We start from the raw sequence: 22454 nt of genomic DNA, 5'->3' as shown, positions 1-22454 counted from the left end.
GGTAAGGCAGGGGCGCAACCGCCCCGTAAGGAATAATATATCCATGACCGTTAGTACGTGCACCGTCGCCGCTGAACCGACACCTGCTGAAACCGTCGCCAAGCGCGACCGCTGGATCGCCGTGCTTGTCCTGCTTGTTGCCAGCTTTATGAACCTGATCGACGTAACTATCGTCAATGTGGCCTTGCCCAGCATGGAGGCAGCGTTCAACGCGACCGAGGCGCAGATCGAATGGGTCGTTGCGGCCTATATCCTTGTCTTTGCGCTATGCTTGCTGCCTGCCGGACGCGCCGGGGACAGCTATGGGCGCCGCAATGTCTTTATGGTGGGCGTGACTGTCTTTACCGCCGGCTCCGCATTCTGTGGGCTGGCGCAAAGCATTGATATGCTGGTGCTGGCGCGGATCATTCAGGCCATTGGCGGGGCGATGATGATCCCGCAGACGCTGGCGCTGGTGCCCGCCTTGTTTCCGCCTGCGGAACGTGGCGCGGTCTTTGCGTTGTTCGGCCTGTCTGCCGGTCTCGCCTCTGTCGCGGGGCCGCTTTTGGGCGGGGTTCTGATCGGGGCCGATCTTTGGGGGCTGGACTGGCGACCAATCTTTCTGGTGAATATTCCGGTTGGGATCATTGCTGTGCTGCTCGCGCTACGCTTTGTGCCACAGGTGCCGCCAAGCGATGGGGCCAAGCATGACCCGATTGGCGTGTTGCTGGCCGGGGGCGCATTGCTGTTGGTGATCTTCCCGTTGATCGAAGGGCGGCTGTTGGGCTGGCCGTTCTGGTGCTTTGCGATGATGGTTGCCTCTGTCCCGGTCGCTGTTCTGTTCGTGCGCTGGCAATGGCGGCAGGCGGCAGCAGGGCGGCCACAGCTATTGTCGGCGGATCTATTGGAAAACCGGGCCTATGTGCTGGGTATCTTCCTGACGGCGCTGCTGTTTTCAGGCATGCCCGGTTTCTTTCTGATCACCGCGCTGTTCTTGCAGAACGGTTTCGGGCTGACACCGCTGCAATCGGGGCTGACAACGGTGCCATTTTCGCTGGGCGTGCTTGGGGCGTCTTTTGTCGCGGGTCGGTTGGGGAACCGCTGGCTGCGCCTGCGGATCAGCGTCGGGGCCGGGATGATCGCAAGCGGGATGGCGTCGCTTTGGATCGTCACGGCCATGGTCGGCGAAACGGTCGTCAGCTGGCATTTCCTCCCATCGCTGCTGTTTTGCGGGCTGGGCTTGGCCACTGCGATTTCGCCCCTGTTCAACACGGTGCTTGCCTCTGTTACGGGTGAAAACTCCGGCGCGGCCTCTGGCGCGTTGCAGGCGTTCCAGCAGGTCGGGGGCGCATTGGGCGTGGCGATTGTCGGACAGCTATTCTTTTCGCGACTTGCCGCGTCAGGTAGCGCTGCGGAAATGCATGCGGCCTATGTGCATGCCTATCAAACCGGGATTGCCTATCCGGTGCTATCCTTTGGTGCGCTGGCCTGTCTGGCGTGGTTCTTACCGAAACCGGTTATTCGTTCGCAGAACCCGATGGCGGCGTCTGCGGTACACGAATGAATTTCGCACCATCCTGTGCCGACTCTGGTTGGGGCGCGGGTCCGGTCGCGAATGGTGCCGTCGCGGGTGCTTGCCCCGCCATCTGACGCAACAACAAGCCCGCCAGTTCGGGCGAGATTTCCCCATCTGTGGCGCGGCTCATAGTGCGGGCGGCGCGCTCTGGCGCGAAATGTAACATGGTGCGGGCAAAGCGTAACTGCGCGAGCCCGTGGCGCTGGTCCCCCAAAGGACCGCGCGCCAGTGCTGCTTGCTCTGTGGGTGAGGCGGGAACAAAGACCAGCCACGCAATCAAGGCTATCAACGACGCGACAGAGACGGACCGCACCCCGTGAAAAATCAAGCGAAATGTCAGTGGCATCGGCACCCCCGGTTCAGCGTATAGTTTCTTTTGCCGCGTGAATTTGCCGAAACTATGACCCGCGCACGGTGTCGATCATCAGCTGCACATTGTCGGGGTCCGCATCAGGCGTGATCCCATGACCAAGGTTAAAGATATGCGGGCCCTTGGCAAAAGCATCGCAGATACGGCGGGTGTCATCCACCAACGCCTGACCGCCCGTCACCATATGCGCGGACGCCAGATTGCCCTGCACGCAACCGTCGATCTGCACATGTTCAGCGGCCCAAACCGGGTCCACCCCATCATCCAATGCGACGCAATCCGCCCTGGTGGCCTGATGCACCCCGGCAAAGCGGGAACCAGCCCCGCGCGCGAACACGATCACGGGCACGCCCGGATGGCGTTCGTTCAGCGCTTGCGTGATTTTCTGCATCGGACGGATCGAGAATTCGGTGAAATCATCATCTTCTAGCGACCCGGCCCAGCTGTCGAAAAGCTTGACCACTTCGGCCCCCGCCTGAATTTGCATCGACAGATACTCGATGGTGGCCTCTGTCAGGCGATGGATCATGCCTTCGAAGACAGGGCGGTTTTCAGCTTTCAGCGCATGGGCTGGCCCTTGATCAGGGGTGCCCTGACCGGCGATCATATAGGTGGCGACTGTCCATGGGGCTCCGGCAAATCCAATCAGCGCTGTTTCAGACGGCAGCTCGCGCGACAGGATCTGCACTGTCTCATAGATCGGGCGCAGGGTTTCATGGATGTCCTCGACCGGCTTCAGCTTGGCCAATTCGTCTGCCGTGGTAATTGTCGACAGGCGCGGGCCTTCGCCGGTGACGAACCACAGATCCGCGCCAAGCGCCTGCGGGATCAGCAAAATATCAGCAAACAGGATCGCGGCATCAAACTCAAAACGGCGGATCGGTTGCAGCGTGACCTCTGCCGCCAGTTCCGGATTGTAGCAGAGCGACAGAAAATCCCCGGCCTTGGCCCGCGTGGCCTTGTATTCAGGTAGATAGCGACCCGCCTGGCGCATCATCCAGATCGGCGGGGTGGGCAATGTCTCGCCCCGCAGGGCGCGAAGGATCGTTTTGTTCTGCGTCATGGGGCGGTCCTTTTGGTTGTCAGCGTGGTCCCAACTGGGACAGGTGATGTCAAGACAGTTGTCCTGCCAGTTTGACATAGCTAACAGTGGCCACATGACAATGACCAAACCGACCCCCGACAGCCCGTTTACCATCGGCACCCGTGGTTCACCGCTTGCGCTGGCGCAAGCACATGAAACCCGCGACCGGCTGATGGCCGCGTTCGATTTGCCTGCCGAAGCCTTTGCCATTCAGGTGATCAAAGTGACCGGCGACATGGTGCAGGATCGTGCGCTGAAGGAGATCGGTGGCAAGGGGCTTTTCACCCGCGAGATTGAAGAGGCGCTGCTGGACGGGTCCATCGACATTGCTGTGCACTCGATGAAAGACATGCCGGTGGAGCAGCCGGCTGGCCTGTTGCTTGACACCTATCTGCCGCGCGAAGACGTGCGTGACGCTTTCGTTTCGCTGCACGCTTCCGGGCTGGCGGATCTGGCAAACGGGGCCACGGTCGGCACTTCATCCCTGCGCCGCCGGTCACAGCTTTTGGTGCGGCGGCCCGATCTGAATGTGGTCGAATTCCGGGGCAATGTGCAGACCCGGCTGTCGAAACTGCGCGATGGGGTGGCCGAGGCGACGTTCCTTGCCATGGCGGGGCTGAACCGGCTGGGGATGGGGGATGTGCCGCATACGGCCCTGTCGCCTGACGACATGCTGCCTGCCGTTGCGCAGGGGGCCATCGGGATCGAACGGCGGGGCGATGATATACGCGCGGCGGAAATGCTGGCCGCGATCCATGACGGTCCCACCGGGCAAAGACTGGCGGCAGAGCGGGCGTTTCTGGCCACGCTTGACGGGTCTTGCGAAACGCCCATCGGCGGATTAGCCGAACTCGACGGCGGCACGCTACGGCTGCGCGGTGAAATCCTGCGCACTGACGGATCGGCCTTTTTCCAAGACGATGACAGCGGCGCAATCGAAGACGGGGCCGAGATGGGGCGCGCGATGGCTCTTCGCCTGCTGGAACGGGCGGGGCCTGATTTTTTCGATCACTGATTGCGGTCAAGCAATAGCAGCGCCACAGCCCCGCATAAAATCAATACCGCGCCGATGAATGCCGTCAGCGCGTAACCGGCCAGCGCCGTGCCGATGGCAAAAATCAGCGCGGCCATCCCCTCTGACACCAGCCGCTGCAACGCGACAAGTGACGATCCGGCCCCGGCCCGGCTGCTCAGTAAATCCTGCAAATAGCTGATTGAGAGCCCATAGATCATCCCACCGCCAAGAGCCGCAGGCAGGATCAGGAACCAGACGCTGGTGAAAGGGGCAAGGACCGGCAGCAACCCGAGGAACAGCGCGTAAAACACCGCACCAATGCAAATGATATGCAGGCGGCGCAGATAGCGGCCAAGGCTGCCGACACCCAGCATCACCAGCACTTCAAAAAAGACGAATGCGCCAAAAAACAGCCCGACATCTCCCGGACCGCGCCCGCTGGCCGTGTCGAAAAGCAGGGCCAGCAGTACGCCCATCAGAACCGACCCTGAATGCACGGCCCCCATCGCGACAAGGCGCCAGACGATGGAAGAGGCCAGCACCTCTGCCAAGGAAGCGCGCAGTGACAGAGCGGATTTCTCTTCCACCCAAGGTGCGGTCGCATCGGCGGGCCAGTGACGCCAGATCAGCCAAAGAAACAGCAGCGACAGCCCCAGCATCGCCGGATAGATCCGCAATAGCGGCAGGCCCGCGTCAAATGCAATCGCCCAGAGCGGCAGCAGAATGGCGAAGGGCACGGCGAACAGCGCGCGGATCGCTGATGTAATGCCGTCGCGCAGCTCTGGCGCGTGATGCGACACTGTGTAAAGCCGCATCACCGCGTAAATCTGCCCGACCACCGTCGCGCTGAACGGCAGCACCAAGGCGTGCGCGATCACAAAGGTCGCGGTGCTGTTCCCCAGCCAGACCAAGGCCATCCCAACCGCCATGCATCCGGCACCTGCCAGCGCGAGCGGTTTGCGCGTCGCGCGCTGATCAGTGACGATGCCAACACCCAGCGCCGCCGTGACTGATATCACCAATGTGACAGTCATCAGCACCGCAAAGGCAAAATCGGACAGGCCGAACACCCCGATCCCGATCAGCGACAGATAGGGCGTGAACGTGGCCGAGAATGCGCCGTAAAGCAGCGTCGCCGCACCGATCATCCGCAAGACCGGGTCTCGCCAGATCAAGCCCAGAACTTGCATCAGTCAGGGATCACCTTGCCGGGGTTCAGGATGCCCTTCGGGTCCAATGCTGTCTTGATCGCGCGCATCGTGTCCAGTGCCACCGGGTCCTTGCGGCGGCGCATTGTGTCCAGCTTTGACAGGCCGACGCCATGTTCGGCGCTGAATGAGCCGCCCAATTCTTGCACCACGTCCTCGACCGCCTCTACCAGTGCGGCCATGACGTCGGGATCGTTGCGTTTCAATAGTGTCGTATGGTGGATGTTCCCGTCGCCAAGATGCGACACGACTACCTCATGCGCGTCCGGGTCAATCGCTTTGAGCCGTGGCGTCACGCGGGTTAGGAATGTGGCTACTTTATCCAATGGTACTGCGACATCTGTGTTCACGAAATTCCCGCCCTGAACAAGAATTTCACCTGCCGCCTCGCGCCGCGCCCACATCTCGGCCCGCTGCGCGTCATTCTGGGCGATCACCGCATCCAGCAAGCGGCCTTCTTCCATCATCGCGCCCAAAGTGTCCTCGAGCATCGCGGTGATGGGCACCTGCCCATCCGGGCCGGGGGTCGCATCGCGCGGTGCGGTCGCACCGACCTCAACAAGGATATTCACATCATAGGCGTCTTCAAATGGCGGGCGAGCCCCTGAGATCAGCGCAATATGCCGGTCGATATAGCTGCGGGGCATGTATTCGAACGCTTCGACCGCGCCACCTGTCGCGTCCTGTAAGGTATTGAGCAGACCGAGCGCGTCCGACAGGGCGGGCACAGCGACCATTGCCGTCGCATAGGCGCGGGGCTTGGGTTTCAGCTTCATCACTGCCGCAGTGATAATCCCCAGCGTACCTTCCGCACCGATCAACAACTGGCGCAGGTTCAGGCCGGAATTATCCTTATGCAGCGCGCTCATCAGGTTCATGATGCGGCCATCGGCCATCACCACCTCCAACCCCAAACACAAATCGCGCGTATTGCCGTAACGCAGCACGTTCGACCCGCCCGCATTGGTCGACAGCACCCCGCCGATCATGGCAGAGCCGCGCGCGCCAAAGGTCAGCGGAAAGATAAGATCATGGGCGTCAGCGGCATCATGCAGGCTGCTCAGAATCACCCCGGCGCCAATACGGGCGGTGCGCGCCTCCGGGTCGATTGCGTAGATCGTGTTCAGCCGGTCAAGCGACAGCATCAGCGCATCCTGCCCCATGGTCGCCCCGGTCAGCCCCGTATGGCCCGAGACCGGCACCACCGGCGTGCCAGCGGCATTGGCAATCTTGAGGATCGCAGCCACTTCCGCTGTATCCTTCGGGCGGAGAACGGCGAGCGGCGCGCCGGTATAGGCACCGGTCCAATCGGTTGCGTAAGGGGCAGCATCCGCGCCGGTCAATACACGTGTTTCGCCGATGATGGCCGCAATTTCGTCAAGATCAGACATAATACCCCCCGTCGCTGTTGTGGCGGACGCTAGCGGCAAATCTGCCTGTGTGAAAGGGCGCGAGGACGATCTCGTGCAATCAGGGTGGCTTGCGCAGCAAACGCCCGTAAGTCGGGCCATCCGTGATGTGGCCCGTCGAAACCTGAACATACGATGAGTGGTGGTGGCGTGGGGGAGACTTGAACTCCCGACCTATCGATTATGAGTCGATCGCTCTAACCAACTGAGCTACCGCGCCGGACCACGAGCGTCCGATTACGCAAAGGGGGCAGGGGTGTCAAACCGATTCTGCCCCTATGACGCGGGATTTCGGCTTGGCCCCTGTCAATCATAACGCAGCTCGGTCGCCTTGCCGCGAAAGATTGTATAAGCCAACACCGTATAGCCCAGAATAGTTGGTAAAACGATACTTGTGCCAATCAGGATGATGAACAGGCTTTCGGGCGCGCTGGCCGCTTCGTAGATCGTCAGCTGTTCGGGCACCACGAAAGGATAAAAACTATAGGCCATCCCGGCAAAGGCCAGCACCCACAACATGGTGGCCGCTGCAAAGGGCAGCCATGACCGGCGATCTTCATAAAACGGCATCCGGCGAAGCATCCACCAGAGCCAGATCACAAGAATGCCGGACAGGATCGGCAGCGGCGACAGATACAGCATTTCAGGAAAGCTGAACCATTTGTCAAAGATCCGCGCGCTTACAAATGGGGTCGCCAGCGAAATCGCCCCGATCCCCAGAACCAAGCCCCAGATACCGCCTTTGGCCCAGCCAACCGCCTTGCGCTGCAAAAACTCGTCGGTCTTATGGATCACCCATGTTGCCCCGATAAAACTGTAACCAACACTCAGGAAAAGCGCTGTCAGCACGGCAAAGCCCGCATGCATCCAGGTCCAAGTTAGCCCCATGATATACATGCCCAGCATGAACCCCTGGCTCAGCGAGGTCATCAGCGATCCGGCAAAGAATGCAGTGTTCCACAGGTGCTTATGCGGCGCAGGGGCCTTGACCCGGAATTCAAACGCCACGCCGCGCAGGATCAATCCGATCAGCATGATTGCGACCGGCAGGTAAAGCGCGGTCAGAATCGCCCCATGAGCTGCGGGAAAAGCGACCAGCAGTAGTCCCACGGCCAAGACCAGCCAAGTTTCGTTCGCATCCCAAAACGGTCCGATTGCGGCGATCATCCGATCCTTTTCATCGTCATCCGCAAAGGGAAACAACAGGCCGACGCCCAGATCAAATCCGTCCAAAACCACATAGATCAGGATCGAAATCCCCATCAGACCTGCAAAAACGAAAGGCAGCCAGACGGCCGGGTCACCAAAATAATCCATAGTCTATGCCTCCGAGATTGCTTTGGGCTGCGCCGCCGGTGATGGCGCCACAGTGGTTCCAATATCTTCCCCGGCGGACATTTTGCGCGCCAGATAGAAGATTACAAAGATATAGGCAGCCAGCAATGCTGCATAGACCGCCAGATAGGCGAGCAGTGTCGACAGGACCATCGGAGCGGGCACATCGGCCACCGCCTGCTCGGTCGTCAGCACACCCTGTACCAGCCAAGGCTGGCGGCCGATCTCTGTCGTGTACCAGCCCGCCAGTGTGGCCAGCCAGCCGCTAAAGCTCATCCCGACAAGACCATAAAGCACCGGTTTGGGCAGACCCTCGACCCCGCGCCGTTTGCGCAGCATCAGAGCGCTGGCACCCCAGCTGACAAGCAGCATCAGCATGCCCGTCGCAACCATGATGCGGAACGACCAGAAAACCGGGGCGACGCGGGGATGCAGTACAGTGCCATCCTCGGCCACAAAGTCATTCAGCCCTTGAATTTCTCCGTCCCAATGATGGGTCAGAATAAAAGACGCCAGATTGGGGATGCCGATTTCATAGTGGTTTTCCCGTGCCTCTTGGTCTGGCAGAGCAAACAGCAACAGTGGCACATTGCCCCCGGTTTCCCAGTGACCTTCCATCGCCGCGACTTTGGCAGGCTGATATTCCTTGGTGTTCAACCCGTGCATGTCGCCGACATAAATCTGCACAGGAATCAGCAGTGCGGCAGTAAAGATCGCGCTTTTCATCGCCACCCGCACGCCTTCGGTCCGACCACCGATCAGCCAGCGGAAAGCGCTGACACCGGCGATCAGGAAGCTGACCGTCAAAAAGCTCGCCAGCACCATATGGGCCAGACGATATGGCATGGAGGGATTAAAGATAATCGCCCACCAGTCTGTCGCATGGGCGACACCGTCAATCATCTCGTAGCCTTGTGGGGTGTGCATCCAGCTGTTCAGGATGATGATCCAGAAGGCAGACATCATCGTACCGAAGGCCACCAGAAACGTCGCCATCGTATGCACCCAATTGGGCACGCGGCTGAACCCGAACAGCATGATGCCAAGAAAGACAGCCTCTAGGAAAAATGCCGTCAGCACCTCATAGGCCAGCAGCGGCCCTGCAATATTGCCCACGGTTTCCATAAAGCCCGGCCAATTGGTGCCGAACTGGAAAGACATGGTGATGCCTGATACGACACCCATGGCAAAGGACAGGGCAAAAATCTTGACCCAGAACCGGTAGGCCTCCATCCAGCGGTCATCACCGGTGGCGTTGTAGCGCAATTTGAAAAACAACAGCGCCCAGCCCAGCGCGATGGTGATTGTGGGAAACAGGATGTGGAATGAAATATTCGCCGCAAACTGGATGCGCGACAGCAAAAGCGTTTCCATAAGGCCCTCGATTCTAAAGCGGTCATGTCCGCTCGCTTTTTATATACGCCGATTCACTGTGGCGGCACCGGGGTGCGACACCAAATCGCGGCGTTTGGAATTATTCTAAAGTAGCGCAACCCCTGTGACTTTCCCCTTCGTTCGGGCATAGGTTCTATACGGACTATAACAGGAGAAGAGCGCGATGACCGGATTTCTGACAACCCATGTGCTCGACACGGCCAGCGGGCAGCCGGCAGCTGGTATGACCATCGACCTTTACCGGCGCGAAGGCGACAGCCGCGCGCATCTGGTCACCATGGTCACAAACGACGACGGGCGCACCGACAGCCCGATCCTGCCTGCCGAAGATTTCGCCGTTGGGCGGTATGAGCTGGTTTTTCAGGTGGGCGCTTATTTTGATCGCGGGGAAGAGACGCCGTTCCTCGACGATATCCCGATCCGATTCGGCATCAATGATGCGGCAGCGCATTATCACGTGCCGCTTCTGGTCTCGCCGTTCAGCTTTTCTACCTATCGCGGCAGCTAGTGGTTTTTCGCAGCTATATGGATATCGCCTTGGCAGAGGCAGAGGCCGCCGCCGCGCGGGGCGAAATCCCTGTTGGTGCGGTGCTGATCCACGACGGGTCTGTCATCGCGCAGGCGGGTAACCGAACACGCGAGCTTAACGACCCCACGGCACATGCGGAAATGCTGGTGATCCGCGCCGCCTGCACGACTCTGGGGCAGGAACGGCTGAATGACTGCGATCTTTACGTCACGCTGGAACCTTGCCCCATGTGTGCCGCTGCGATCAGCAACGCGCGGATCGGGCGGCTGTATTATGGGGCGGCGGACCCGAAATCCGGCGGGGTCGGGCAGGGGCCGCGCATTTTCAGCCATGCGCAATGTCACCATGTGCCTGAAATTTATGACGGGATCGGCGCAGGACCAGCGCAGGATCTGCTCAAACGCTTCTTCGCCGCGCGGCGCTGACAATTCTTGGCACAGGAATTGCCTTCAAACTTTCTGCGAAAACTTGCCCGCTCAGATTTCAATAACCTCCATCACCTCGGGCGTTTTTACATCCACATCCGGCAGGGCATCGACCAGTGGTTGCGCCGATTGCTCCAAAATCGGGAAAGTCTTGTAATGACAGGGAATGATGGTTTTGAAGTTGAAATAGCGCTTTGCCGCATAAGCAGCCCCTGCCATATCCATCGTATAATGCCCACCGCAGCACAGGATGCCGATATCAGGTTTATGATAATCGCCCATCCAGTCCATATCGGCCGTGATATCCGTATCACCGGACACATAGATCACATGGCCTTCGCCCTTGATCATGAAGCCCGCCTCTGACCCGGCCAGCAACAACGGCAACCCTTGCGAATCAAGGCTGGACGAATGCACCGCATTCACCATGGTCACTTTGACATCGCCGAGGGTCAGCGTGCCACCTTTCCCAAACCCCATCGTTTCTAATCCTTCGCCGGCGCTCCAGATTTCTGACAGTTCGTGAATGCACAGCACCGGAATACCCAATTCTTTTGCAAGGCCGACAGTGCCAGAGGCATGATCGCCATGTCCGTGGGTGATCAGGATATGCGTGGCCTCCTTCACCGCCTCTTCCCGGCGCGCAGCGGGAAAAGCGGGATTGCCATCGAACCACGGATCAACCAGCAGGACCTGCCCGCCGATTTCGATCCGGAAACTGGAATGCCCAAGCCATATGATCTTCATGATACCCTCCATCCATTTTCCGCAACCTTAGAGCATTTCGTTCATAACGGCATACCAATCGCTGCATCCCCCTCTTGGTCGCACGCAATTGGTGATGCGCGATGTCGCAAGTTGAAACGCTTTAAGCCCTTGCATTGCGCAAACAAGCCGCCATGCGCTTGCGACCCGCAGGGACTAGCGATAAACGCAGGCAAGCAATTTACCGGAGACGCGTTCCATGTCCATTGACACCGAAACCGCCCGCCGCGTGGCCAAGCTGGCCCGGATCAAGGTGGAAGACGATGCCCTGCCCGCACTGGCGGGCGAATTCAACGCGATCCTTGGGTTTATCGAACAGTTGAACGAGGTCGATGTTGACGGCGTTGAACCGATGACCTCGGTCACACCGCAACGTTTGAAACGGCGCGACGATGTTGTCACTGATGGCAGCCAGCAAAAGGCCGTGTTGAAAAACGCCCCCGATGCCCGTGAAGGGTTCTTTGCCGTACCGAAGGTGGTTGAATAATGTCCGATCTGACCAAACTAACCATCGCCGGGGCGCGCGACGCAATGCGTAAGGGCGACACGACCAGCGCCGAAATCACGCAGGCCTGCCTGACCGCCATCGACGGCGCCGGGGCGCTGAATGCCTTTGTCCATCACACGCCCGAAATCGCCAGCCAGCAGGCCGCCGCCGCTGATACGCGGATCAAGGCCGGTGATGCGCCCGACATGTGTGGTATCCCCTTGGGCATCAAGGATCTGTTCTGCACCAAGGGCGTGCCATCGCAGGCCGCTTCGCGCATTCTGGAAGGCTTCAAGCCGGAATATGAATCCACTGTGACCAGCCAGCTATTCGATGCGGGTGCGGTCATGTTGGGCAAGCTGAACATGGATGAATTCGCCATGGGCTCGTCCAATGAAACCTCTACCTATGGTAATGCGGTCAACCCATGGAAAGCGGATGATCGGGAACTGACGCCGGGCGGGTCATCGGGTGGCTCGGCTTCTGCCGTCGCTGCTGATCTTTGCCTTGCGGCGACAGGGACCGACACGGGCGGGTCGATCCGCCAGCCCGCCGCTTTTACCGGCATCACCGGCTTGAAGCCCACCTATGGCCGCGTGTCACGCTGGGGTGTTGTGGCCTTTGCGTCCTCGCTCGATCAGGCGGGGCCGATGACCAAAGATGTGCGCGATGCGGCGATCATGCTGCAAGCCATGTCTGGCCATGACCCCAAAGACAGCACCAGCGCCGATCTGGCTGTGCCGGATTTTGAGGCCGCACTGACCGGCGATATCAAAGGCAAGGTGATCGGTATTCCCAAGGAATACCGCATGGATGACATGCCCGCCGATATCGTCAAGCTTTGGGACGACGGCACCGCAATGCTGAAAGACGCAGGCGCCGAAATCCGCGAGATTACCCTGCCGCACACAAAATACGCACTGCCCGCCTATTATGTGATCGCCCCGGCTGAGGCCTCATCGAACCTTGCCCGCTATGACGGTGTGCGCTTCGGGCATCGGGCCAAGCTGGCACAGGGCGACGGCATCACTGAAATGTACGAAAAAACCCGCGCAGAAGGCTTCGGACCAGAGGTGCAACGCCGGGTGATGGTCGGCACCTATGTGCTCTCTGCCGGGTTCTATGATGCCTATTACAACCGCGCGCGCAAAGTGCGCACGCTGATCAAGCAGGATTTCGAAACTGTCTTTGCCGCAGGTGTGGATGCAATTCTGACCCCGGCCACGCCCTCTGCCGCATTTGGTCTGGGCGAAATGGCCGAGGCTGACCCGATCCAGATGTATCTTAACGATGTCTTCACGGTCACGGTCAATCTGGCCGGTCTGCCGGGGATCGCGGTGCCGACCGGAACCAATGCGCAGGGTCTGCCGTTGGGCCTGCAATTGATCGGGCGGCCTTGGGAAGAGGCGGAATTGCTCAACACTGGTTATGCGCTTGAACAGGCGGCGGGTTTTGTAGCCAAGCCGGTGAAGTGGTGGTAACTTGCTGCAAAACGCGATTGCGGTCTGACGGGTAGATAAAGATGAACAAGGGTCTAGTGATCGGGGTAATGGCCCTTGGCTTGGCGGGATGCACACAGCAACCCATGCCGCGCGGTATCGGGTTTGACGATTACGCCGCTTTCGAAATTGAACGGGCGCAACGCGAATCGGCGCTCTCTGCCCCGCGCGACAGTATCGTGCCCCCAATGCGTATCGAGGGTGAATCGGGTGTCTCTTCCGGCGATCTGGCCCGTGCCGGGATCGGGCAGCGGGCAGGAGCGAACTCCGCCAATGATCCGCTGCGCCGGAACGGGCTGGATGCGTCACCTGCGAACGCAGCGCCGTCTTTGGCCAATAATCCCGGCATTTCGGACGAGCAGAACTTTGACGCCGTCAGCGGGCGCGAAACCATCGAAAGCGATGCACAGCGACGGGCGGCACAGGCCGCAGCGCGCGAACAGATCACGCCCACTGCGGTGCCGCAGCGCCCCGGAAACACCGGGCCGAATATTGTCGAATACGCAATCAACGCGCCGAATGTCAAAGGTCAGGAATGGTACAGCCGGTCGCTGCTGTCCGGTCAGGGCCGGTTCCAGCGCAACTGCGCAGGCTATAACACACCTGATGACGCACAGCGCGACTTTCTCTCGCGCGGCGGGCCGGAACGGGATCGGCTGGGCATCGACCCTGATGGCGATGGGTTCGCCTGCGGCTGGGATCCAGCGCCCTTCAGACAGGCCTTTGGCAACTGAGACTGACCACGCATAAATCCCCCAATTGCGGGCCGCGGCGTAATGGCGCGCGGCCTGATATGGTGGTGATCCATTATACCGCCATGAACAGCGCCACAGCCGCGTTGAACACGCTCTGCAATCCAGAAAATGAAGTATCAGCGCATTACCTGATTGCCCCCGATGGGGAGGTGCTTTCGCTGGTAGCAGAGGATTTGCGCGCGTGGCATGCGGGTGCGGGGCGCTGGGGCAGCGTGACAGACGTGAACAGCCGATCCATCGGGATAGAGCTGGCCAATGACGGGTTCAGCCCCTTTGCGGCGGCACAGATGGACGCGCTGACCGACCTGCTGCGCGGGATCAACGCGCGCTGGCAGATCAGGCCGGAACGGGTCATTGGCCATTCCGACATGGCACCGGGGCGCAAGGTTGATCCCGGCGCGCGATTTGACTGGCGAAGGCTGGCGCTGGAAGGGCTGGGCGTTTGGCCGACAGACTGGTCCTCTGACGATCCAGCAGGCTTTGCGGCTGCGATGCGCGGCTTTGGCTATACGGCCACGGATGATGCTGATCTGCTGCTCAAAACCTTCCGCCTGCGGTTCCGGCCGCAAGCCACCGGTCCGCTGGATGGAACAGATGCAGGCATGATCTGCGACCTTGCCCGCCGTTTCCCCGTTGACGTGAACGCCGCCTGGGCCTAATTGCGCACCTGCGCGGATGGCTGGATGGCTGCGGGCCTTCGGGTTCGAGGAAAGTCCGGACTCCACAAAGCACGGTGCCGGGTAACGCCCGGCGGGGGCAACCCCAGGGAAAGCGCCACAGAGAACAAACTACCCTCTATACGAGGGGAAAGGTGAAACGGTGGGGTAAGAGCTCACCGCGCGATGGGTAACCAAAGCGGCACGGCAAGCCCCACCGGGAGCAATGCCAAATAGGGACCCCGCGCCGCTTGCGGCTGGGCGGCTTGAGCCCAAGGAGGTCCGGGTTGGCAGCTAGAGAGCGTTTGGTAACAGGCGTTCCAGATGAATGGTCATCTCGGGTGGTTTACGCCACCTAGACAGAATCCGGCTTACAGGCCATCCGCGTATATTCTTGACTATGCCAAACGCTATTATAAACAAAAATAAGTCCTCTAAAGGAAAAGACGAATGGTGAACCATCACGACGCGACCGTATTCGACAGCGGCGCTGTTGCAGGCGACACACTCAGCCTTGCGATGCTGCGGAACAGCCCTGATTGTGTCAAATTGCTGAATGCATCCGGGCGCGTCAGTTTCATGAGCGAAAACGGCCTTTGCGCCATGGATATCGCGGACCATAAGGATGTCGCCGGCAAATGCTGGTGGGACCTTTGGCCCGAAGACGCGCGCGCGCAACTTAAGACCGCTTTCCAGCAGGGGCTTGCAGGTCAAAACGTAACATTTATGGGCCATTGCCCGACTGCGCGGGGCGTGCCGAAAGACTGGGATGTGCGGATCACACCGGTGCATAACGGGGATGGTACAATCACATCCGTGCTTGCCGTGTCGCGTGACGTGACGGGGCAATAAGGAAAAACTGCGTTTGCGGTTGACTCGGACGCAGGCAGGCGTAAAAGGCGGCTTCAACCAGATTTATGCGCAGTGCCCGATGTGGCCCGCAACCAGGAGAGATGAGATATGGCGAAGCCGACCACCATCAAGATCCGCCTGAACTCCACTGCGGGGACCGGGCACTTCTACGTGACCAAGAAAAACGCACGGACCATGACCGAAAAGATGCTGGTCAAAAAGTATGACCCCGTTGCGCGCAAGCACGTGGAATACAAGGAAGGCAAGATCAAGTAATTGATCGCCCCTTAATGTTTTGCAAAGGCCGTGGAATTCCCGCGGCCTTATGTTTTGGTGCTGGCGGCTATGCTGACGCTTTAACGGGTCTCATAAGGGCTATCTCTGGGCACACCGGCATGATCCGTCCAGCGCCGGCTCTTTGTGGGGCGATCCCAATGTAGCATCCGGTCATGATCAGGATAGGTGACCACATCGCCGGGGGACCGCGTGCCGATGACAAGATAGCGCACCTCGGCTGCGCTGCGGTTTTCCAGACAATGCCCGACGGGATCACCCGCCTTGAACGTCGCCGCGTCACCAGCACGCATCACGACACTGCTGTTGCCTTCATGCAGGGTGACTTCACCGGCCAGCACATAAACCATCTCATCCTCGCCCACATGCCAGTGCTTGATCGACGATGACGATCCCGGCGGCAGGATTTCGACAAAAGCCCCGAACTGGGTCAGCCCGCCGCTGTCACTGAAAAGCTGCGCGCGATAAGGACCGCAAGGATTACCCGCACCCTCGCTTTCATCAATTTTGACGGTGTCGGGCGTGAAGACGGGCATCAGATATAATCTTTCAAAATTGGCCCCGTAAATATGGCGCAGCAAGAGGTCCCGGATCAAGTCCGGGACTGCGTTGCACAGGGCCCGTAGGGTGCGCGTTCATGCGCACCCTTGCAATCACTCTGCCGCTTCGGCGTAATCCGTCATTGGCGGGCAGGTGCAGGTCAGGTTCCGGTCGCCCCAGACATTGTCCACCCGGTTGACCGGTGGCCAATACTTATCCACGCGGAATGCGCCGGGGGGGAAGCAACCTATCTCGCGGCTATAGGGCCGGTCCCAATCCTTGACCAGATCTTCCATCGTATGTGGTGCGTTCTTCAGCGGGTTGTTTGCCGTGTCGATCTCGCCTTCTTCGATCTGCGCAATCTCAGCCCGGATCGCCAGCATCGCATCGCAGAACCGATCCAGCTCGGCCTTGGTTTCACTTTCGGTGGGTTCAATCATCAAAGTGCCCGCGACTGGCCAGCTCATGGTCGGGGCGTGAAATCCGCAATCAATCAGCCGCTTGGCGATATCATCGACGGTGACCCCTGCGCTATCGGCAAAGGGGCGGGTGTCGATGATGCATTCATGGGCCACACGACCTGACGGCCCTTTGTAAAGCACGTCAAACGCACCTTGCAGCCGCGTTGCGATGTAGTTCGCATTCAGGATGGCCACCCGCGTCGCTTGCGTCAGCCCGTCGCCTCCCATCATCAGGCAATAGGCCCATGAAATCGGCAACAGGGAAGGGGACCCAAAGGCTGCCGCCGACACAGCCCCTGTGCCGGTATTTGGATCACCCGGCAAATGTGGCACCAGATGTTCTTTCACACCAATCGGTCCCATGCCGGGGCCACCGCCGCCATGCGGGATGCAGAACGTCTTGTGCAGGTTCAGGTGGCTGACGTCCCCGCCCAGATCGCCGGGACGGGACAGACCCACCATCGCGTTCATATTGGCCCCATCAATATAGACCTGCCCGCCGTGGTCATGGGTGATCTGGCAGACCTCTGTCACCGTTTCCTCGAACACACCGTGGGTGGACGGATAGGTGATCATACAGCCCGCCAGCGTGTCGGCATGGGCCGTGGCCTTGGCGCGGAAATCATCCAGATCAATATCACCATTGGCGGCGGATTTGACCGGCACGACTTTCCAGCCCACCATCTGAGCGCTGGCCGGGTTGGTGCCATGCGCGGACATCGGGATCAGGCAGACATTACGATGCCCTTCGCCATTGGCCCGGTGATAGGCGGCAATGGTCAAGAGCCCCGCATATTCCCCCTGCGCCCCCGAATTGGGCTGCATGGAAATCGCGGCATAGCCGGTGATATCGCATAGCTTTGCCGACAGATCATCAATCATCTCGTGATAGCCGGCCGCCTGATCGGCAGGGCAATAGGGGTGGAGCAGCGAAAACTCATCCCATGTGACAGGCATCATTTCAGCCGCTGCGTTCAGTTTCATCGTACAGGACCCCAGCGGGATCATCGCCCGGTCCAGCGCCAGATCACGGTCGGCCAAGCGGCGCATATAGCGCATCATCTCGGTCTCCGCCCGGTTCATGTGGAACACCGGATGGGTCAGAAACGCGCTGGTGCGGATCAGCTTTTCGGGCATGCTGTAATGCGGGGTGTAATCCTTGTCGGCGCGTTCGATACCAAAGGCGCGCCAAACCGCCTCGATCGTGGCGGGGCGGGTACGCTCGTCGAGCGTGATGCCGATCTTGGTCGTGCCCACGGGGCGCAGGTTGATGCCTTCGTTCACCGCCGCTTGCAGGACACCGCGTTGGAGCAAGCCCACCTCAACCGTGATCGTGTCGAAAAACGCCGCTGGGCGGACCTCAAACCCGCGTTCTTTCAGGCCTTCGGCGAGGCGTGCAGTCTTGCGGTGAATGCGCTGGGCAATGGCGCGCAGCCCATCGGGGCCGTGAAACACCGCATAAAAGCCCGCCATCACCGCCAATAGCGCCTGCGCTGTACAGACATTTGACGTCGCCTTTTCCCGTCGGATATGCTGTTCGCGGGTTTGCAGCGACAGACGGTAAGCGCGGTTGCCGTGGCTATCAATGGAAACGCCGACAATACGGCCGGGCATCGACCGGGCATAGGCCTGTTTCGTCGCCATATAAGCCGCATGTGGGCCGCCATAGCCCACCGGCACACCAAAGCGCTGGGTAGAACCGACAGCGATATCTGCCCCCATTGCGCCGGGCTCTTTCAGGAGGGTCAGTGCCATCGGGTCCGCGGCGATAATCCCAATCGCCTTGGCACCATGCAGGGCGGCGATTTCGGGGGTGAAGTCACGCAGATGACCGTGGGTGCCCGGATACTGAAAGATCGCGCCAAAGACCGCATCCGCGTCCAGATCATCGGGGTTGCCCACGGTAATCTCGATCCCCAGCGGGGCGGCGCGGGTTTTCATCACCGCGATATTCTGCGGATGGCAGTTTTCGTCGACAAAGAAACCCTTCACCTTCGATTTCGACACGCGCTGCGCCATGGTCATCGCCTCGGCGCAGGCGGTGGCCTCATCCAGCAGAGACGCATTGGCGATCTCAAGCCCTGTCAGATCAGACACCATCGTCTGAAAGTTCAGCAGCGCCTCAAGACGACCTTGGGAAATTTCAGGCTGATAGGGGGTATAGGCCGTGTACCAGGCGGGATTTTCCAGAATATTGCGCTGGATCGCAGGCGGGGTGACGGTGCCATGATAGCCTTGACCGATGAGCGAGGTCAGAACCTTGTTCTTGCGGGCCGTCACCTGCATATGATGCAGCAATTCACGCTCTGATTTGGGCTTGCCGAAATCCAGCGGCTCTTTTTGGCGGATACCTTTGGGTAGGGTATCGTCGATCAGGGCGTTCAGGTCTGCCGCCCCCACCACCTTGAGCATCTCGGCCATCTCAGCGGGCGAGGGGCCGATATGACGGCGATTGGCGAAATCGTAGGGGAGATAATCGGTGGGGGTAAACGGCATGACGCGGGTCCTTATGCGATCAGCTTGTTATAGGTGGCTTCATCCATGTACTCGTCCATCTGCGACGGATCAGAGGGCCGGATTTTAAAGAACCAGCCATCGCCCATCGCATCCTCATTGGCGCGGGCGGGATTGTCGGCAAGGGTGTCATTCACCTCGATAATTTCACCGTCCAGCGGGGCCAGAATGTCTGACGCCGCCTTGACGCTTTCGATCACGACGACCTCGTCATCCTTGGAGACCGTTGTGCCGACTTCGGGCAGTTCGATAAACACAATATCGCCCAGCTGTGTGGTGGCATGTTCGGTGATGCCGACCACGATCAGATCGTCTTCGGGGCGCAGCCACTCGTGCTCTTCAGTGAATTTCATGGGTACTTCCTGTTCTAGCGTTTAAAATTGGCCGGTGTGAACGGCAGTTTGGTTACGGTCAGGGGCAGGCGCTTGCCCCGCAATTCACCATAAAGCACGGTGCCCGGTTGGGCTTGCGCACTAGCGACATAGCCCATCGCGACAGGGCCGCCGACAGTCGGGCCAAACCCGCCTGAGGTGATCACCCCGATCTGGGCGTCGCCGTCCGCATCAGCATAAATCGGGACACCTTCGCGCATGGGCGCGCGGCCTTCGGGCAGCAGGCCGACACGTTTGCGGGCGACACCTTTGGCCAGCTCTGACGCAATCGCCGCAGCCCCCGGAAAGCCGCAAGCGCGGGCACCGCCAGGTCGGCGCACCTTTTGCATGGCCCATGTCAGCGCGGCCTGCACAGGCGTGGTGTCAGTATCAATGTCATGCCCATAGAGGCACAACCCGGCTTCGAGCCGCAGCGAATCGCGCGCGCCCAGCCCAATCGGTGCCACGTCTTCATGGGCCAGCAAGGCACGGGCAAGTGCGGCCGCATCGCCCGCAGGCACGGAAATTTCAAATCCATCCTCGCCGGTATAGCCGGACCGGGACACCCAGCACTCAGCGCCGTTCAGGGTCACCGTGGCCACATCCATAAATGCCATACCGGCGACGGTAGGATTCAATGCGGCCAGCACCGCCTCTGACGCAGGGCCTTGCAAGGCCAGCAGCGCACGGTCGGTGATTTCGGTCACGGTCACGCCGGGTTCAAGATTGGCCTTCATATGGGCGATATCCGCGCCTTTACAGGCGGCGTTGACCACCACAAACAGGTGATCCCCGCGATTGGCGATCATCAGATCATCCATGATCCCGCCACTGTCATTGGTAAAAAACCCGTATCGCTGTCGGTTCTCGGCCAAGCCGACGATATCGACCGGAATCAAACGCTCCAGCGCTGTGGCAGGGTCTTCACCGCGCAAAATCACCTGACCCATATGACTGACATCAAACAGCCCGGCCTTTTCGCGGGTGTGCAGGTGTTCCTTCATCACACCAAGCCCGTATTGGACAGGCATGGCATAACCGGCAAAGGGAACCATCTTGGCCCCCAGTTCCACATGCAAATCATGTAGCGGTGTTTCCAATAGATCAGACATCTTTCGACCCTTTGCTGTCAGGCCGAATGTCCCAAGGGAACAAGAATCGGCACCACTTTGGCGCATGCAGCCATGCGCGTGATGCCCCCTCTGTCCTTTCGCCTGAGATCGTTATCCCTTCGGCGGGTGCGCTGCACCACTCTCCAGAGTCTTCGCTTACATGGCGGTCCGTGGGCCTGAGAGTTTCCGGGGCGGTTGCTCCTTCGGCACCGGCGTCGCCGGTTCTCCCGTCATGTTGCGGCGAAATTAGGTGTAATCACGGCGCCAGACAAGGGTAAAAAATCGCGCCGCGCATCTGCATGGGGATGGCTGGTATAACGCAACATCTGTGGACACCACATTGCATCAGTGACTGACAGAATCCGCTAACTCGCATTATGGGCCTTAAGATCTGCGATCAGCTTGGCATGGGCATCAGCATCTACCGCCTTCAACCGGGAAAGCGCATCATGCGCTTCGTCGTGTAGTGCCTCTTTCGCATCCAGTTTGACCGCTTCGATTTCCGTCAGAAGCTGCGAAATCTCAGGCAGAGGAGTTTCAGTCTTTGCCGCCAGCAGCATCAACGCGTCCAGCACCTTGCCGAGCTGTCTGCCGTAACTGGCAACTTCGGTCTGGACCCGATGTTCAATCACGGGGCTGCCCTTGATATCAGGGGACAGAATGCGCGGGGTGATTTCTTGGGTCACATCGCCGGAAAAGGGCGCATAGAACGCGGGTGACCAGACCTCAAATGGGTTCAACATGGCAGTTTCCTTTTGTCTATGGCGTTTGACGAAAGACCTGAGACATGATGTATCTGCTAACATCTTGAAATCATTTATGTCAGACAGCACTAGCTGATGCAGATTCTTCGTATTACGCTTTAATCGAATGCTCCAATGTGATCAGCATCACGCTGGCGACGTACCTCTGTCAAGCATTGGGTAGATTGCCGTGCTTCGGGATCGACCAAGTGATGAAGAATGCATCAATCATGCGTGCACGCTGGTCCGATGGAAGTCCGACGCGTTTCAGGTCGGCGATTTTAGCTTAAAAAGGTCGCGATAGCCGCTTCGCATTCGCGGGGTTTTTCCGCATGCAGCCAATGACCGGCCCCTGGAATTTTCGCAAATTTCGCCTGCGGGAAAAGCGTCTTGATCCGGTCGCGATGTTCGCGCTGTACATAGTCGGAATCAGCACCGGATAAAAACAGTACCGGCCCGTCGAACTGGCCTGAGATTTCGGGAAAGCCGATAATCTTGTCCATTTCATTAGCGAGAACATCAAGGTTCAAGCGCCAGCATTTTTCTTTTATATCAAGGCTTTGCAATAGGAAATCCGAAACGCCGGGTTCCAGATCACCCAGCTGTTCCTTTGCATCAGCGCGGCTGGTAAGCGACGACAGATCGACCCCGCGCATCGCCTCTAGCGGTCCCATTTGCGTATGCGTGTAGGTCACCGGGGCAATATCGACGACGACCAGTCTGTTGACCTTTTCGGGGTGCTGCAAAGCCAGCACCATCGCGGCCTTGCCGCCCATCGAATGGCCCAAAACATCCATCGGCTGGCCAATAACCTCAGCCAAATCCGCCGCCATATCGGGATAAGAATGCGTTTCAAACCAAGGGCTTGTACCGTGGTTGCGCATATCGACAGCGACCACCGGGCGGGTCGCAGACAGGCGTTTCGCGATCACACCCCAATTACGGGCAGAGCCATAAAGCCCATGGGCGATCAGCAGCGGCGTGGTGTCGGGGCCGTCATAAGAAACCGTGTTCAACATGCATCTGTTCTAACCCTTCGCAAGCCGAAATGACCAGAAGGATTGAGCGACTCTGCAAAGC

The 22454-nt window shown here is 59.4% G+C and carries 23 protein-coding genes, 1 tRNA gene, 1 other RNA gene and 1 riboswitch; of the genes, 11 read left to right on the top strand and 14 right to left on the bottom strand.

Annotated features, from left to right (window positions below):
* The first annotated feature begins 43 nt into the window (after positions 1–43).
* Positions 44–1543, top strand: coding sequence for an MFS transporter (locus tag ACJ5NV_RS00315; protein WP_411641374.1), 1500 nt, complete (start codon positions 44–46; stop codon positions 1541–1543).
* Here ACJ5NV_RS00315 and ACJ5NV_RS00310 read toward each other — a convergent pair.
* Together ACJ5NV_RS00310 and hemE are read right to left on the bottom strand one after the other, a co-directional pair.
* Positions 1497–1901: a hypothetical protein gene (locus ACJ5NV_RS00310; protein ID WP_411641373.1), complete on the bottom strand. Its 405-nt coding sequence runs from the start codon at positions 1899–1901 to the stop codon at positions 1497–1499. The genes ACJ5NV_RS00315 and ACJ5NV_RS00310 overlap by 47 nt on opposite strands.
* A gap of 52 nt (positions 1902–1953) precedes the next feature.
* The gene (gene hemE / locus ACJ5NV_RS00305; protein ID WP_411641371.1) at positions 1954–2988 is read right to left on the bottom strand and encodes a uroporphyrinogen decarboxylase; all 1035 of its coding nucleotides are present in this window, start codon (positions 2986–2988) and stop codon (positions 1954–1956) included.
* A gap of 94 nt (positions 2989–3082) precedes the next feature.
* Between hemE and hemC the strand changes: the two genes are divergently transcribed.
* Positions 3083–4024, top strand: a complete 942-nt coding sequence (gene hemC / locus ACJ5NV_RS00300) for a hydroxymethylbilane synthase (RefSeq protein ID WP_411641369.1) — start codon at positions 3083–3085, stop codon at positions 4022–4024.
* Here the strand turns inward: hemC and ACJ5NV_RS00295 are convergent.
* The 5 genes from ACJ5NV_RS00295 to ACJ5NV_RS00275 all read right to left on the bottom strand — a co-directional run bounded on the left by ACJ5NV_RS00295 (position 4018) and on the right by ACJ5NV_RS00275 (position 9350).
* Positions 4018–5214: an MFS transporter gene (locus ACJ5NV_RS00295; RefSeq protein ID WP_411641367.1), complete on the bottom strand. Its 1197-nt coding sequence runs from the start codon at positions 5212–5214 to the stop codon at positions 4018–4020. The genes hemC and ACJ5NV_RS00295 overlap by 7 nt on opposite strands.
* Positions 5214–6623, bottom strand: coding sequence for an FAD-binding oxidoreductase (locus tag ACJ5NV_RS00290; RefSeq protein ID WP_411641365.1), 1410 nt, complete (start codon positions 6621–6623; stop codon positions 5214–5216). Before ACJ5NV_RS00290 ends, ACJ5NV_RS00295 begins: the two co-directional genes overlap by 1 nt.
* Positions 6624–6784: 161 nt before the next feature.
* Positions 6785–6861: transfer RNA gene (locus ACJ5NV_RS00285), tRNA-Met, on the bottom strand.
* Positions 6862–6947: 86 nt separating this feature from the next.
* Positions 6948–7958 (bottom strand): cytochrome d ubiquinol oxidase subunit II, encoded by a 1011-nt coding sequence (locus ACJ5NV_RS00280; protein WP_411641363.1) that lies wholly within the window; start codon positions 7956–7958, stop codon positions 6948–6950.
* 3 nt (positions 7959–7961) lie between these two features.
* Entirely contained in the window at positions 7962–9350 is a 1389-nt protein-coding gene (locus tag ACJ5NV_RS00275) for a cytochrome ubiquinol oxidase subunit I (protein ID WP_411641361.1), read from the bottom strand.
* 184 nt (positions 9351–9534) lie between these two features.
* On the opposite strand from ACJ5NV_RS00275, the gene uraH reads away from it, so the two are divergent.
* Together uraH and ACJ5NV_RS00265 are read left to right on the top strand one after the other, a co-directional pair.
* Positions 9535–9879 carry a hydroxyisourate hydrolase gene (gene uraH, locus ACJ5NV_RS00270; protein ID WP_411641359.1) on the top strand — a complete coding sequence of 115 codons (345 nt, stop codon included), beginning with the start codon at positions 9535–9537 and terminating at the stop codon, positions 9877–9879.
* Positions 9879–10325 carry a nucleoside deaminase gene (locus ACJ5NV_RS00265; RefSeq protein ID WP_411641357.1) on the top strand — a complete coding sequence of 149 codons (447 nt, stop codon included), beginning with the start codon at positions 9879–9881 and terminating at the stop codon, positions 10323–10325. Before uraH ends, ACJ5NV_RS00265 begins: the two co-directional genes overlap by 1 nt.
* Before the next feature lie 51 nt (positions 10326–10376).
* Here ACJ5NV_RS00265 and ACJ5NV_RS00260 read toward each other — a convergent pair whose 3' ends face one another.
* A complete protein-coding gene (locus ACJ5NV_RS00260) occupies positions 10377–11072 on the bottom strand; it encodes a metal-dependent hydrolase (RefSeq protein ID WP_411641355.1) in 696 nt (231 codons plus the stop codon).
* 217 nt (positions 11073–11289) lie between these two features.
* Between ACJ5NV_RS00260 and gatC the strand changes: the two genes are divergently transcribed.
* The 7 genes from gatC (at position 11290) to rpmG (ending at position 15615) form a co-directional block, all read left to right on the top strand.
* Positions 11290–11577 (top strand): Asp-tRNA(Asn)/Glu-tRNA(Gln) amidotransferase subunit GatC, encoded by a 288-nt coding sequence (gene gatC / locus ACJ5NV_RS00255; RefSeq protein ID WP_411641353.1) that lies wholly within the window; start codon positions 11290–11292, stop codon positions 11575–11577.
* On the top strand, positions 11577–13058 hold the full coding sequence (gene gatA, locus ACJ5NV_RS00250) for an Asp-tRNA(Asn)/Glu-tRNA(Gln) amidotransferase subunit GatA (RefSeq protein WP_411641352.1): 1482 nt from the start codon (positions 11577–11579) through the stop codon (positions 13056–13058). The genes gatC and gatA overlap by 1 nt, the downstream gene beginning before the upstream one ends.
* A gap of 41 nt (positions 13059–13099) precedes the next feature.
* Entirely contained in the window at positions 13100–13810 is a 711-nt protein-coding gene (locus ACJ5NV_RS00245) for a hypothetical protein (RefSeq protein WP_411641350.1), read from the top strand.
* A gap of 59 nt (positions 13811–13869) precedes the next feature.
* Positions 13870–14490, top strand: coding sequence for an N-acetylmuramoyl-L-alanine amidase (locus ACJ5NV_RS00240; RefSeq protein ID WP_411641348.1), 621 nt, complete (start codon positions 13870–13872; stop codon positions 14488–14490).
* Between the two features lie 12 nt (positions 14491–14502).
* Positions 14503–14877: RNase P RNA component class A (rnpB, locus tag ACJ5NV_RS00235), an RNA gene on the top strand.
* 60 nt (positions 14878–14937) lie between these two features.
* On the top strand, positions 14938–15339 hold the full coding sequence (locus tag ACJ5NV_RS00230; protein WP_411641346.1) for a PAS domain-containing protein: 402 nt from the start codon (positions 14938–14940) through the stop codon (positions 15337–15339).
* 108 nt (positions 15340–15447) lie between these two features.
* The gene (gene rpmG, locus ACJ5NV_RS00225; RefSeq protein WP_411641344.1) at positions 15448–15615 is read left to right on the top strand and encodes a 50S ribosomal protein L33; all 168 of its coding nucleotides are present in this window, start codon (positions 15448–15450) and stop codon (positions 15613–15615) included.
* 80 nt (positions 15616–15695) lie between these two features.
* Here the strand turns inward: rpmG and ACJ5NV_RS00220 are convergent, their stop codons facing one another.
* The 6 genes from ACJ5NV_RS00220 to ACJ5NV_RS00195 form a co-directional block, all read right to left on the bottom strand.
* Positions 15696–16169, bottom strand: coding sequence for a cupin domain-containing protein (locus ACJ5NV_RS00220; RefSeq protein ID WP_411641342.1), 474 nt, complete (start codon positions 16167–16169; stop codon positions 15696–15698).
* 117 nt (positions 16170–16286) lie between these two features.
* Positions 16287–19130, bottom strand: a complete 2844-nt coding sequence (gene gcvP, locus ACJ5NV_RS00215) for an aminomethyl-transferring glycine dehydrogenase (RefSeq protein ID WP_411641340.1) — start codon at positions 19128–19130, stop codon at positions 16287–16289.
* Between the two features lie 11 nt (positions 19131–19141).
* On the bottom strand, positions 19142–19501 hold the full coding sequence (gene gcvH / locus ACJ5NV_RS00210; protein WP_411641339.1) for a glycine cleavage system protein GcvH: 360 nt from the start codon (positions 19499–19501) through the stop codon (positions 19142–19144).
* A gap of 14 nt (positions 19502–19515) precedes the next feature.
* Complete coding sequence (gene gcvT / locus ACJ5NV_RS00205) at positions 19516–20631, bottom strand: glycine cleavage system aminomethyltransferase GcvT (RefSeq protein ID WP_411641337.1); 1116 nt, start codon at positions 20629–20631, stop codon at positions 19516–19518.
* Between the two features lie 154 nt (positions 20632–20785).
* Positions 20786–20871, bottom strand: a riboswitch (glycine riboswitch).
* Positions 20872–20996: 125 nt separating this feature from the next.
* Positions 20997–21374, bottom strand: coding sequence for a hypothetical protein (locus ACJ5NV_RS00200; RefSeq protein WP_411641336.1), 378 nt, complete (start codon positions 21372–21374; stop codon positions 20997–20999).
* 281 nt (positions 21375–21655) lie between these two features.
* Positions 21656–22393, bottom strand: a complete 738-nt coding sequence (locus tag ACJ5NV_RS00195) for an alpha/beta fold hydrolase (RefSeq protein WP_411641334.1) — start codon at positions 22391–22393, stop codon at positions 21656–21658.
* Between the last annotated feature and the right edge of the window lie 61 nt (positions 22394–22454).

The sequence above is a fragment of the Loktanella agnita genome (assembly GCF_046640325.1).
Classification (GTDB): Bacteria; Pseudomonadota; Alphaproteobacteria; order Rhodobacterales; family Rhodobacteraceae; genus Yoonia; species Yoonia agnita.
This window is presented reverse-complemented; position numbering and strand designations above follow the sequence as displayed.